This is a genomic window from Paraburkholderia sp. BR14374 (genome assembly GCF_040948685.1).
In the GTDB taxonomy this organism is placed as follows: domain Bacteria; phylum Pseudomonadota; class Gammaproteobacteria; order Burkholderiales; family Burkholderiaceae; genus Paraburkholderia; species Paraburkholderia youngii.
Genome location: NZ_JBFPKF010000001.1, coordinates 386,631 through 398,925 on the forward strand (window position 1 = coordinate 386,631; position 12,295 = coordinate 398,925).

Annotated in this window: 11 protein-coding genes; 7 read left to right on the forward strand and 4 right to left on the reverse strand. The window is 65.7% G+C overall.

Features of this window, described 5'->3' with window-relative positions; translation table 11 throughout:
• Positions 1–4 precede the first annotated feature (4 nt).
• Positions 5–2,095 carry a protein translocase subunit SecD gene (secD, locus tag AB3X86_RS01720; RefSeq protein WP_368594697.1) on the forward strand — a complete coding sequence of 697 codons (2,091 nt, stop codon included), beginning with the start codon at positions 5–7 and terminating at the stop codon, positions 2,093–2,095.
• A gap of 18 nt (positions 2,096–2,113) precedes the next feature.
• A complete protein-coding gene (gene secF, locus AB3X86_RS01725; protein WP_176367908.1) occupies positions 2,114–3,064 on the forward strand; it encodes a protein translocase subunit SecF in 951 nt (316 codons plus the stop codon).
• Between the two features lie 99 nt (positions 3,065–3,163).
• Here the strand turns inward: secF and AB3X86_RS01730 are convergent, their stop codons facing one another.
• From AB3X86_RS01730 to AB3X86_RS01745, 4 genes are all read right to left on the reverse strand, one after another.
• A complete protein-coding gene (locus AB3X86_RS01730) occupies positions 3,164–4,441 on the reverse strand; it encodes an MFS transporter (protein ID WP_368594698.1) in 1,278 nt (425 codons plus the stop codon).
• A gap of 277 nt (positions 4,442–4,718) precedes the next feature.
• A complete protein-coding gene (locus AB3X86_RS01735) occupies positions 4,719–5,288 on the reverse strand; it encodes a YceI family protein (RefSeq protein WP_176122469.1) in 570 nt (189 codons plus the stop codon).
• 111 nt (positions 5,289–5,399) lie between these two features.
• Positions 5,400–5,963 (reverse strand): YceI family protein, encoded by a 564-nt coding sequence (locus AB3X86_RS01740; RefSeq protein WP_368594699.1) that lies wholly within the window; start codon positions 5,961–5,963, stop codon positions 5,400–5,402.
• A gap of 8 nt (positions 5,964–5,971) precedes the next feature.
• Positions 5,972–6,532: a cytochrome b gene (locus AB3X86_RS01745; RefSeq protein ID WP_176122467.1), complete on the reverse strand. Its 561-nt coding sequence runs from the start codon at positions 6,530–6,532 to the stop codon at positions 5,972–5,974.
• A 347-nt stretch (positions 6,533–6,879) separates the two neighbouring features.
• Between AB3X86_RS01745 and AB3X86_RS01750 the strand changes: the two genes are divergently transcribed.
• From AB3X86_RS01750 to AB3X86_RS01770, 5 genes are all read left to right on the forward strand, one after another.
• Positions 6,880–7,659, forward strand: a complete 780-nt coding sequence (locus AB3X86_RS01750; protein WP_368594700.1) for a paraquat-inducible protein A — start codon at positions 6,880–6,882, stop codon at positions 7,657–7,659.
• 7 nt (positions 7,660–7,666) lie between these two features.
• Complete coding sequence (locus AB3X86_RS01755) at positions 7,667–8,317, forward strand: paraquat-inducible protein A (protein ID WP_368594701.1); 651 nt, start codon at positions 7,667–7,669, stop codon at positions 8,315–8,317.
• Entirely contained in the window at positions 8,310–9,971 is a 1,662-nt protein-coding gene (locus AB3X86_RS01760) for an intermembrane transport protein PqiB (protein ID WP_368594702.1), read from the forward strand. Before AB3X86_RS01755 ends, AB3X86_RS01760 begins: the two co-directional genes overlap by 8 nt.
• Complete coding sequence (locus tag AB3X86_RS01765) at positions 9,968–10,717, forward strand: membrane integrity-associated transporter subunit PqiC (RefSeq protein WP_368594703.1); 750 nt, start codon at positions 9,968–9,970, stop codon at positions 10,715–10,717. The genes AB3X86_RS01760 and AB3X86_RS01765 overlap by 4 nt, the downstream gene beginning before the upstream one ends.
• A 188-nt stretch (positions 10,718–10,905) precedes the next feature.
• On the forward strand, positions 10,906–12,192 hold the full coding sequence (locus AB3X86_RS01770) for a class I SAM-dependent RNA methyltransferase (RefSeq protein ID WP_368594704.1): 1,287 nt from the start codon (positions 10,906–10,908) through the stop codon (positions 12,190–12,192).
• Positions 12,193–12,295: the final 103 nt, after the last annotated feature.

Here is a 12,295-nt window from a genome sequence, read left to right on the forward strand (position 1 = left end):
ACTCATGAATCGCTACCCCCTCTGGAAATACGCCGTGATGCTGGTGGCCTTGGTCATCGGCCTCGTGTACACGCTGCCCAATCTGTACGGCGAAGCGCCGGCGGTGCAGGTGTCGAGCGGCAAGGCCACGGTCAGGCTCGACGCCACCACGCTGGCGTCGGTCGAAGCCGCGCTCGCGGGCAATCAGATCAAGCCGACCGCGGTCACGTTCGACAACTCGCAGACCAACGCCAACATCCGCGTGCGCCTGACGGACACGGACACGCAGTTGCGCGTCAAAGACCTGCTGCAGAAGTCGCTCAATAGCGATCCGAACGATCCGCAATACATCGTCGCACTGAACCTGCAAAGCGCATCGCCGACATGGATGACCGCGCTGCGCGCACTGCCGATGTATCTCGGTCTGGACCTGCGCGGGGGCGTGCACTTCCTGCTGCAGGTCGACATGGCCGGCGCACTGAACAAGAAGCTCGATTCTGACGCCTCGGACGTGCGCACGCTGCTGCGCGACAACAACGTCCGCGACGGCGGCGTGAATCGCGTGAACCAGTCGGTGGTGGTGAATCTGGCCGATCAGGCCACGGCGGACGCGGCGCTCAAGCTGCTCGGCCGCGGCGTCAGCGAACTCCAGTGGACCTCGCAGCCGAACACCGGCGCGGACGGCGGCGTGCAGCTGGTCGGCACTTTCACGCCGGCCGTGCAGCGCGCGGTGCAGGACGCTGCGCTCAAGCAGAACATCACGACGCTGCATAACCGCGTGAACGAACTCGGCGTGGCCGAGCCGGTGATCCAGCAGCAGGGCGCGGACCGCATCGTGGTCGAGTTGCCGGGCGTGCAGGACACCGCGAAGGCGAAGGACATCATCGGCCGCACGGCGACGCTCGAAGCGCGCCTCGCCGACCCGGTCAACACGCATCCGAATCCGAACGACCCGGTGCCGCCGGGCGACGAACTCTTCACGCAAGGCAACCAGGCGCCGGTGCTGCTGCGCAAGCAGGTGATCTTCACCGGCGACCGCATCATCGACGCATCGGCGGGCTTCGACGAGCATCAGCGCCCGTCGGTCAACATCCGTCTCGACTCGGCCGGCGGCCGCGCGGTGCGCGCGGTGTCGCGCGACAACATCGGCAAGCCGATGGCGATGGTGCTGTTCGAGCGCGGCAAGGGCGAAGTGCTGACGGTCGCGACGATTCAGTCGGAACTGGGCGACCGCTTCCAGATCACCGGCCAGCCGACCCCGCAAGCGGCCGCCGACCTCGCGCTGCTGCTGCGCGCCGGCTCGCTCGCCGCGCCGATGGAAATCATCGAGGAACGCACGATCGGCCCGAGCCTCGGCGCCGACAACATCAAGAAGGGCTTCCACTCGGTCGTGTGGGGCTTCGCGGCGATCGCCGTGTTCATGATCGCGTACTACATGCTGTTCGGCGTGATCTCGATGATCGGCCTGTCCGTGAACCTGCTGCTGCTGGTCGCGGTGCTGTCGATGCTGCAAGCCACGCTCACGCTTCCGGGTATCGCCGCTATCGCGCTCGCGCTCGGTATGGCGATCGACGCGAACGTGCTGATCAACGAGCGCGTGCGTGAAGAACTGCGCCACGGCGCGCCGCCGCAACTAGCCATCCAGAACGGCTACGCGCACGCATGGGCGACGATTCTGGACTCGAACGTCACCACGCTGATCGCCGGCCTCGCGCTGCTCGCGTTCGGCTCGGGTCCGGTGCGCGGCTTCGCGATCGTCCACTGTATCGGCATTCTGACGTCGATGTTCTCGGCGGTGTTCTTCTCGCGCGGCCTCGTCAACTTCTGGTACGGTGGCAAGAAGAAGCTGAAGTCGCTGTCGATCGGCCAGGTGTGGCGTCCGCAAGCGGCAGCCGCCGGCTCGGCTGCTTACGCCGGCGGCCTCGGCAGCAGCGACGCCGCGACCGACACCGCGCAGGCCATCGCCACGGCGAAGGCGAGCGCGAAGGCAAGCTCGAAGGCACCGGCCGCAGCCGGCGCGCAGGGTCGCACGAAGCCGACCGTGCGCCGCCGCAATGCGCCGGGCACGCCGACGTCGAATGGCTCGACGCCGCAGAAACCGGGTTCATCCCGCTGAGTCCCGGAGAACAAGACCATGGAATTTTTCCGTTTCCGCAAAGACATCCCGTTCATGCAGCGCGCGTTGATCTTCAACGCGATCTCGCTGATCACTTTTCTCGCCGCCGTGTTCTTCCTCGTGCATCGCGGGCTGCATCTGTCGGTGGAATTCACCGGCGGTACGGTGATCGAGGTTCAGTATCCGGGCGCGGTGCCGCTCGACCCGGTGCGTGCCACGCTCGGCAAGCTCGGCTATGCCGACGCGCAGGTGCAGAACTTCGGCACCGCGCGCGACGTGCTGATCCGTCTGCCGCTGAAGCCGGGCCTGACGTCCGCACAGCAGAGCGAGCAGGTGATGAGCGCGCTGAAAGCCGATACGCCCGAGGTGCAGTTGCAGCGCGTCGAGTTCGTCGGTCCGCAGGTCGGCAAAGAACTCGCTACCGACGGTCTGCTCGCGCTCGCGTGCGTGGTGGTCGGTATCGTCATCTATCTATCGTTCCGCTTCGAATGGAAGTACGCGGTCGCCGGCGTGATCGCGAACTTGCACGACGTCGTGATCATTCTCGGCTTCTTCGCGTTCTTCCAGTGGGAGTTCTCGCTGTCGGTGCTGGCCGCGGTGCTCGCGGTGCTCGGCTATTCGGTCAATGAGTCAGTGGTTATCTTCGACCGGATTCGCGAAACCTTCCGCCGCGAACGCAAGATGAGCGTGATCGAAGTGATCAACCACGCAATCACCAGCACGATGTCGCGTACCATCATCACGCACGGCTGCACGCAGATGATGGTGCTGTCGATGTTCCTGTTCGGCGGGCCGACGCTGCACTACTTCGCGCTCGCGCTGACGGTCGGTATTCTGTTCGGTATCTACTCGTCGGTATTCGTCGCCGCGGCGCTCGCGATGTGGCTCGGCGTCAAGCGCGAAGACCTGATCAAGGAAAAGAAAGAAAGCCACAATCCGGACGATCCGAACGCTGGCGCGCAGGTTTGATGCACAAGTAGTCGCTGATGATTGCGCGAATAAAAAAGGCCGGTTCTGTCGAATCGGCCTTTTGCGTTTACGCCGTGCGCGGTCGCCACCGCCTCGAACTTAGCGAAACCCCAGCTTGCGCCGCGCGCCAATCAGCGCCGCGATGCTCAGCAGCGCGGCAAACATCATGTAGTAGCTCGGCGCCGCCTTCGATCCGGTCACGCTGATCAGCCACGCGATGATGAACGGCCCGAAGCCGCCGAAAATCGTCACCGCGATGTTATACGCGAGCGACATGCCGGTCGTGCGCGTCTGTACCGGGAAGATCTCCGACAATAGGCCCGGCGTCGCGCCGAAGTAGCCGCTGACGAGAAAGCCGAACACGATCTGCCACACGATCAGCGTGCCGAAACTCGGATGCGCGATCAGGAACGCGAACGCCGGATAGACGAGCACGAACAGCAGCACGGCCGCGCCGAGCATGATGCGCGTGCGTCCATGCAGATCCGACCAATGCCCGGCCACCGGCGAGAACACCATCTGGATCAGACCCGTCACCGCGATCGCCGCGAACGCGACCGACGGCGCGAGCCCCAGTTGCCGCACGCCATAAGTCGGCATGAACAGCATCAGATAGGAGGACACCGTCCCGAGGATCACTACGCCCATCGCGATCACGAGCCGCAGCTTCTGCGTCGCGAACGTGTCGCGCAGCGGCGTCTGTGTCGTTTGGGCGGCGAGGAATTCGGGCGTCTCGTCGAGCCTCGCGCGGATGTAGAACGCGACCGGCCCGATCAGCAGACCGAAGAAGAACGGCACGCGCCAGCCCCACGACGTCATCTGCTCCTGCGAGAACCCGCCCGTCAGCAACGCGCCGAAGCCGGCCGCAAGCAGCGTCGTCAGGCCCTGGCTCGCCATCTGCCAGCTCGCGTAGAAGCCGCGCCGCCCCGGCACGTGCTCGGCGAGAAACGCGGTTGCGCTGCCGAACTCGCCGCCGGCCGAGAAGCCTTGCATCAGCCGCGCGAGCACGAGGATCAGCGGCGCGGCGAGACCGATGCTCTGATAGGTCGGCAGAATCGCGATGATCAGCGTGCCGCTCATCATCAGCAGGATGGAAAGCGTGAGCGCCGCCTTGCGCCCGGCGCGGTCCGAGTAGGCGCCGATCACGATCGCGCCGAGCGGCCGCATGAAAAACGACACGCCGAAGGTGCCGAGCGTCAGCAGCAGCGACACGGTGTCGTTGCCGGCTGGAAAAAACAGTTTGGAGATGGTCACGGCGAAAAAGCCGTAGACCACGAGGTCGAACCATTCGAGCGCGTTGCCGATCGAGGCGGCCGCCACCGCGCGCCACGAATTCTGCCGGCTTCCCGCGACGCTTGCTGCTGTCGTTGCATTCATCCAGATCTCCTGTGCTGCGCGAAATATTTATTCGAAGCAACGCGTGACGTCCGCGTTGACCATCCCGGCAACGCGCACCACCGGCATGACTGCGTGCGCTCTATTTAACTGAAAAAATAAAGGTGAAGCGAGCGACAAATGCCCGATGCGGGTGGATGCGGGCCGATGCGCGCCAAGCATGGCCGCGTCGTTCGCTACGGGTGATAAAAAACCGCTTCGTCGGAGAACGGCCGAAGCGGTTTTCGTGTGGCGGTGCAGCGCGAAGATGCCGTCGCGCTTACTGCTGCTTGATGCCTTCCGACTGGATATGCAGGCGCGTCTGCATGCTGAAGCCGTACTTCGCGCCGAAGTCCATGCCGTAATCGGCGCGATTGAATTCGGTGCTCGCCTCGACGCCGCACACTTCGCGCTTGAGCACCGGATGCTGCATGCACTTGAACGAATCGACCTTCAGATTCACCGGCTTCGTGATGCCGCGAATCGTCAGATTGCCGATCACCTCGACCGGCTTATCGCCGTCGAACTTGATCTCGGTGCCCTTGTAGGTCACGGTCGGATACTTCGCGACGTCGAAGAACTCGTCGGATTTCAGGTGATCGTCTAGTTTCGGGTTGCCGGTCTGCACCGAAGCGGGATCGACGCTCACGTCGAGAGTGCCGGTCTTCGCCGCGCGATCGAGCGTGACCGTGCCCGTGGTCTTCGTGAATTTGCCGCGCCAGATCGACAGACCGCCGAAGTGGTCGGCCTCGAAGCTCGGAAACGTATGCATCGGATCAAGCATGTAGGTATCGGCGGCGAAGGCGCCGAGCGACAGCGACGAAGCCAGCGCGCCAACAGCGATCAACATGGACGTTTTCAATTCGTGCTCCTGTTTTGCGTTGAAAATCGCGGTGCAACCTGCGGTGGGAAAACGGCCGCGCCCCACGTGGCGCGGCGCACATCGCAAACGCCGCGCGCGTTACTTGTGCGCGGCGACGATATGAAACTTGATCACGACCTCGTCGGCGACGACCGACGTATCCTTCCATTCGCCGGTGCCGACGTCGAACTGCGAGCGCTTGATCGGCAGCGCGCCGTCGAAAGTCTGCGTTGCGCCCTGCTGGCTCACCGTGACCGGCACCACGACCGTCTGCGACTTGCCCTTGATGGTCAGCTTGCCGGTCACCTTGAACTGATTGCCGCCGGCCGGCGCGATCTCGCTCGACACGAACGTCGCGCGCGGAAAAGTCTTTGCGTCGAACCATTCCTTGCCGCGCACCTGCTCGTTGTAGCTCTCGTCGCCGAGATCGTAGCTGGCGACGTCGATGTCGATCTGCGCGTTGCCGGCCGTCGGCTTCGCCGGATCGAAGCTGACCTGCGCGGTGAACTTGTTGAACTTGCCTTCGACCGGCACGTTCATCTGCTTCGAGGTGGCCGTTACCGAGCTCTTCGCGACGTCGACCTGCGCGAGCGCCGCGCCCGCGGCGCTCAGCGACGCCGCCGCGAATGCGGCGAGCATGTAGCGATAAAACGAAACCTTCATGGTTGTCCTTATTTGAGGAAGGGGATCATGCGCGACAGCAGGCCGTCGCGATCGAGCCATTGATGCTTGAGCGCCGCCGCGACGTGCAGCGCGACCAGCACGAGCAACGTGTAATTCAACGCGATATGCAGGTTCTTCAGCAGTTCCTTCAGGTGCGGATCGGGCGCGATGATTCGCGGCAGCGGAATCAGCCCGAGGTAGACGACCGGCACGTTCGCCGCCGAGCTATACAGATAGCCGGACACCGGGATCACGATCATCAGCGCGTACAGCAGCAGATGCGTCAGATGCGCGGCGGCGCGCTGCCAGCTCGGCATGCGGCGCGGCATTGGCGGTCCGGCATGGGTCGCGCGCCACAGGATGCGCACGATCGCGAGCGCGAACACGGTCACGCCGATCCATTTGTGCCACGAGAAATAGCGCAGCTTGGTGGGCGTGAAGCCCGGGATGTCGGTCATCACCCAGCCGAGCGCAAAGCCGCAGACGATCAGCAATGCGATCAGCCAGTGAAACGCGATGGCGGTCCGCGTGTACGACTCCCGGGTACCGAACGATGGATTGAGTGTCATGACAGATCAACGCAGGCTGTTAGAAGTTAACGGCGCGCCGCGGCCGGCTATTCCGCGATCCCTGCCGCGCACCGGCACGGCGCGCGCCGCCGATGCGGCCGGCATCATCGCCAGAAAAGGTCGCTGGGGGTGCCACGGGCGCCATGCTACCCCAAGCGCGCAAAGCTGGCTGCAGCGCATCGGCGGAACTGGACCCGAATTTTGCAGCGCAGCACGCCGGAGCGCGCCGCGCGCGCTTCGCGTCGGTCGCGAGGCCGCGTTTGGTACTATTGCTGCTCACTGCCGCCCCTTCCCTCGTAACGAGCAGGCCTTGCACGCCGCCACTACGTCGTTAGCCCATCTGCCGCATGGAACATGAGAACCTGATCGCGTGCCATGAATGCGATACGCTGTTCCGCAAGCCACTGCTTGTCGGGCGCGTCGCCGCGCGTTGTCCGCGCTGCCGCGCGACGCTCTTTCGCGGCGTATCGCGCAAGCTCGACGCGATCTGCGCACTGACGCTCGCCGCGCTGATCACGTTCGTGATCGCGCAGGGCTTTCCGATCGTCGAACTCGAAACCAACGGCATCACCTCTCAGACTACGCTGTTCGGCGCGCTCGTCGCGCTGTGGGGCGAGGACATGGAGATCGTCGCCGTGATGGTGTTCTGCTCGACGATCCTCTTTCCGCTCACCGAACTCGTCGCGCTGCTGTACGTGCTGGTGCCGCTGCGCTCCGGCTACGTGCCCCCGCATTTCAATCGCGTGCTGCGCGCGATCCAGTTCGTGCGGCCGTGGGGCATGATCGAAGTGTTCATGCTCGGCGTGCTGATCACGATCGTGAAGATGGTCAGTCTCGCGCGCGTGATCCCCGAGGCGGCGCTGTTCGCGTTCGGCGCGCTCACGCTGATGTTCGCGGTCGTCGTCACGTTCGATCCGCGGGTGCTGTGGGATGTCGCCGACGAGATCGATGCGAGCGGCGATCGGCCGTTGCCGCGCACGTCGGCCGACAGCGCGGCGCTCGCGCTCGGCTCGCTCGCCGATCCGCCGGCGCCGTCCACGCGCGTCGCGGGCTCGACCGGTGGCAGCGCTGACGGTGCCGCCGGCAGCGCTCCGCCCGGCTTGCCGCCGGCGCCGCGCGAAGGATAAGCCCGCGATGAAATACGTCACCGCGAAACGCGCGGGCCTCGTGTCCTGTCACGCGTGCGGGCGCGTCGAACCGCGCATCCGCTCGATCACGCCGCAGCACTGCAGCCGCTGCGGCGCGCATCTGCACTCGCGCAACCCCGACAGTCTGATGCGCACGTGGGCGCTGCTGATCGCCGCGGCGCTGCTGTATATTCCGGCGAATCTGCTGCCGGTGATGCACACGTCATCGCTGCTTGGCTCCGAGGACGACACCATCATGAGCGGCGTCGTCTATTTCTGGACCTCGGGCGACTGGCCGCTCGCGGTGATCGTGTTCATCGCCAGCATCATGGTGCCGATGCTGAAGCTTTCGGTGCTCGTGCTGCTGACCATCACCGCGCAGCGCCGCTCGCGCTGGCGTCCGCAACAGCGCACGACGCTGTACCGGATGGTCGAGCGCATCGGCCGCTGGTCGATGCTCGACGTGTTCGTCGTCACGCTGACCGTGGCGCTCGTGCGTTTCAAATCGCTGGCCGTGATCACGGCCGGGCCCGGCGCGATTGCGTTCGGCTCGGTCGTGATCCTGACGATGCTGGCCTCCATGCAATTCGATCCACGCCTCATCTGGGACCCCGTGGAAAGCAGTACCCCAACACCTCAGGATCTCGACCATGACTAGCCCGCAAGGACCGACGCCCGCTTCAGGTGACGCGCCGCGCAACGATTCGAACGGACCAGGACTGCCGCCCCAACTGCCCGACCCCGACATCGAACCACGCAGCCGCTGGCTGCCATCGCTCGTCTGGGTGATTCCGCTGATCGCCGCGCTGATCGGCATCGCGCTCGTGGTCAGGTCGGTGACCGAGCGCGGGCCCGTGATCACGATCAGCTTCATCAGCGCGGAAGGGCTCGAGCCGGGCAAGACCCAGGTAAAGTACAAGGACGTCGCGATCGGTTCAGTGAAGACCATCACGCTGGCACCGGATCTGTCGCACGTGCTCGTGCAGGTGCAGCTGACCAAGGAAGGCGGCAAGTTCGCGGTCAAGGACTCGCGCTTCTGGGTGGTGCGTCCGCGCGTCGGCGCGAGCGGCGTATCGGGCCTGACCACGCTGCTGTCGGGCGCGTATATCGGCGCCGACGCGGGCCGCTCGAGCGACAGCGAGAGCGACTTTGTCGGCCTCGAAACGCCGCCGCCCATCACCGGCGACCAGAAAGGCCATCAGTACACGCTGCATGGCGAGTCGCTCGGCTCGATCGACATCGGCTCGCCGATCTTCTACCGGCGCGTGCAGGTCGGCCAGGTGGTCGGCTTCTCGCTCGACAAGAGCGGCACCGGCGTGACGATGCAGGTGTTCGTGTCGGCGCCGTTCGACCAGTACGTCGGCACGAACACGCGCTGGTGGCATGCCAGCGGCGTCGATCTGCGGCTCGATTCGAGCGGCTTCAAGCTGAACACGCAGTCGCTCGCGACGGTGATCGTCGGCGGTCTGTCGTTCCAGTCGCCGCCCGGCCAGAATATGGGCCCGCAGGCGCCGAACAACCAGACGTTCCGCCTCGCTTCGGACGAAGCGGACGCGATGCGGGAACCGGACGGCGTCCCGTTGCGCGTCGTGATGAACTTCAACCAGTCGCTGCGCGGGCTGTCGATCGGCGCGCCGGTCGACTTCCGCGGCATCGTGCTCGGCCAGGTGACCAATATCGGCATCGACTACGATCCGAAAACGCAGAGCTTCACGATGCCGGTCACGCTGAACCTGTACCCGGACCGACTCGGCAAGCGCTTCCGCGAGAGCGCGCCGCAGCCGGGCACGCTCGCTGGCGAGAACATGCTGCAGGAGCTCGTCGGGCACGGCCTGCGCGGCCAGTTGCGCACCGGCAACCTGATCACGAGCCAGCTATATGTGGCGCTCGATATCTTCCCGAAAGCGGCGCCGGCCAAGGTCGACGTGACGAAGGACCCGCTGGAGCTGCCGACCATTCCGAACACGCTCGACGAATTGCAGCTGCAGGTCGCCGACATCGCGAAGAAGCTCGACAAGGTGCCGTTCGACCAGATCGGCGCGAATCTGAACATCGCGCTGAAGAACGCCGATCAGCTGTTCTCGCGTCTCGACAAGGAAGTCGTGCCGCAGGCGCGCGACACGCTGAGCGCCGCGAAGCAGACCTTCAATTCGGCTCAGGCAACCTTGCAGCAGGATTCGCCGATGCAGTCCGACGTTCATCAGGCGTTGCAGGAACTGACGCGCACCTTGCAGTCGCTGAATGCGCTGTCGGATTACCTCGAGCGTCATCCCGAATCGTTGTTGCGCGGTAAATCAGGAGACAAACCATGATGTTTGCCCGGCTCCCCCGTCCGCGGCGCGCGCTCGTGCGCGGTGCCGTACGCGGCGTCGTGTATGGCGCCGCACTGGCCGCGGCGCTCGCGATCTCGGCGTGCTCGTCGCCGTCGAGCCGTTTCTATACGCTGGGCGGCGCGGATAGCGCGGGCGCCGCCGCGCGCACGGGCGCCGCGCCCGCGTGGCTGATCGAAGTCGCGCCGGTCAACGTGCCACCGCAGGTGGCGAGAAACCAGCTGGTCGTGCAGACCGGGCCGACTCAGGTGCAGCTGCTCGAACAGGAACGCTGGGCCTCGCTGCCCGGCGATGAGATCCGCCGCGCGCTGTCGACGAATCTGACGCAGCAGCTCGGCACCATCGATACGTTCGGCACCGCGCACCCCGATGACGCGGCCGTCTACCGGATCGCGATGAACGTGCAGCGCTTCGAGTCGTGGCCCGGCTCGCATGCGTTGATCGATGCGGTGTGGAGCGTGCGGGCCGTGCGCAGCAATGCGGTGATGACGTGTCGCAGCGTGGTCAGCGAGACGGTCGGAGGCGGGTACGACGCGCTCGTCGACGGACATCGGCGCGCGCTCGCGCAAGTGTCGACGCAGATCGCGACGGGCGTACGCGCGATGGCGGCAGTGGCCGCCACTACCACGAGCACGACGGGCCGGACTTCGTCTTCGTCCAGGCCGGCCGCGGCGCCGGTCGTGCCGCCCTGCCCTTCGGCGGGAACGGCCGCGGAAACCGGCGCCTGACAGGCCCGGCGGCGCAACCAGCCCAACGGCGTCCGCATGCCTGCGGGCATCGCCGGGTCGGGCGGTACGCGAGGCGAGATCACGCAACGACAAGCGACGCGATCGACGGCCCGGCGCGCCAATCGCGCCGGCCCGCCGAGCCCGACCGCGTACAATAGCGCCTTATCCAACGCCTTGCGGCAACCTCAATGTCCTTCGATTTCTTCCTTCCTTGCCCGCGCGGGCTCGAAGCTCCGCTCGCGGCCGAACTCGCCGAAATTGCCGCCAAACATCTGAACGGCGCCCCGTTCACGGCCGGCGCCCAAGTGCCGGGCGGCGTGCATTTTCGCGGCGGCTGGGCCGCCGGCATGGCTGCCAATCTGCACTCGCGTCTGGCGAGCCGCGTGCTGCTGAAAATCGCGCAGCGGCCCTATCGCAGCGAGCAGGATATCTACGCGCTCGCGCTCGAGCAGCGCTGGGAGCAGTGGTTCTCCGCGCACGAGACGCTGCGCGTCGACGTCACCGCGATCAAGTCGCCGCTGCGCAGTCTCGAGTTCACCACGCTGCGCGTGAAGGACGCGATCTGCGATCGTCTGCGCGAAAAAAGCGGGGCGCGACCGAGCATCGATACCGCGATGCCCGACGTGCGCGTGTTCGCGTTCCTGACCGCGACCGACTGCACGCTGTACCTCGACACGTCCGGCGATCCGCTGTTCAAGCGCGGCTGGCGTCTCGACAAGGGCGCGGCGCCGCTGCGCGAGAACCTTGCGGCGGGCATTCTGCGTCTGACCGGCTGGCAGGCCGGCACGCCGCTCTACGATCCGATGTGCGGCAGCGGCACGTTCCTCGCGGAGGCGGCGCAGGTCGCGCTGGACATCGCGCCGGGCGTGCAGCGGCGCTTCGGCTTCGAAAAGCTCATACAGTTCGATACGCGGACCTGGCAAACGCTGCGGGGCGCCGCGCTCGAAGCGAAGAACGCGGCGCGCGACTCGCGCGGCGCGGACTTGCAGATCTTCGGCAGCGACATCTCCGGAGACATGCTCGAAAAAGCGCGCGCGAACTTCGAGCGCGCCGGCTTGCCGGCCATTGCGCTCAAGCAGCTCGACGCGCGCGACATGACGCCGCCTACCTCGGCGCCGGGCATCCTCGTCGCGAATCCGCCGTATGGCGAGCGGATCGAAGTGCGCGGCCGCAATGCGCGCGGCGAGCTTCGCGAAGGCCGCGGCAATCGCGACGACGACGGCTTCCGCCGCATTCAGGAAGAAGCGCCGGACAGCGAGTTTTTCCAGTTGCTCGGCAATGCATTGAAGCAGCGCTTTGCCGGTTGGCACGCGTTCATCCTGACGTCGGATCGCAAGCTGCCGGGGCAATTGCGGCTGCGCGAATCGACGAAGACGCCGCTCTTCAATGGCGCACTCGAATGCCGGCTGTTCCGCTTCGACCTGATCGCCGGCAGCGTGCGGCAGCGTCCGCAGGGCGATACGCAGGCGGGTTGACGCTGCGCCGGTCGGGCAAGTCGACATCGAAACCGCGGACCTCGTGCCGCGGTTTTTTATTGCGCCCGTCACGCCGTTTCCCTTCCTTCGACAGCGCGCACTC

Excerpts from the sequence above, each read along its gene's own strand:
- secF (WP_176367908.1), top strand. The coding sequence starts at position 2,114 with ATGGAATTTTTCCGTTTCCGCAAAGACATCCCGTTCATGCAGCGCGCG.
- AB3X86_RS01750 (WP_368594700.1), top strand. The coding sequence starts at position 6,880 with ATGGAACATGAGAACCTGATCGCGTGCCATGAATGCGATACGCTGTTC.
- AB3X86_RS01770 (WP_368594704.1), top strand. The coding sequence starts at position 10,906 with ATGTCCTTCGATTTCTTCCTTCCTTGCCCGCGCGGGCTCGAAGCTCCG.
- AB3X86_RS01740 (WP_368594699.1), bottom strand. The coding sequence starts at position 5,963 with ATGAAGGTTTCGTTTTATCGCTACATGCTCGCCGCATTCGCGGCGGCG.
- AB3X86_RS01765 (WP_368594703.1), top strand. The coding sequence starts at position 9,968 with ATGATGTTTGCCCGGCTCCCCCGTCCGCGGCGCGCGCTCGTGCGCGGT.
- AB3X86_RS01745 (WP_176122467.1), bottom strand. The coding sequence starts at position 6,532 with ATGACACTCAATCCATCGTTCGGTACCCGGGAGTCGTACACGCGGACC.
- AB3X86_RS01735 (WP_176122469.1), bottom strand. The coding sequence starts at position 5,288 with ATGTTGATCGCTGTTGGCGCGCTGGCTTCGTCGCTGTCGCTCGGCGCC.
- secD (WP_368594697.1), top strand. The coding sequence starts at position 5 with ATGAATCGCTACCCCCTCTGGAAATACGCCGTGATGCTGGTGGCCTTG.
- AB3X86_RS01760 (WP_368594702.1), top strand. The coding sequence starts at position 8,310 with ATGACTAGCCCGCAAGGACCGACGCCCGCTTCAGGTGACGCGCCGCGC.
- AB3X86_RS01730 (WP_368594698.1), bottom strand. The coding sequence starts at position 4,441 with ATGAATGCAACGACAGCAGCAAGCGTCGCGGGAAGCCGGCAGAATTCG.
- AB3X86_RS01755 (WP_368594701.1), top strand. The coding sequence starts at position 7,667 with ATGAAATACGTCACCGCGAAACGCGCGGGCCTCGTGTCCTGTCACGCG.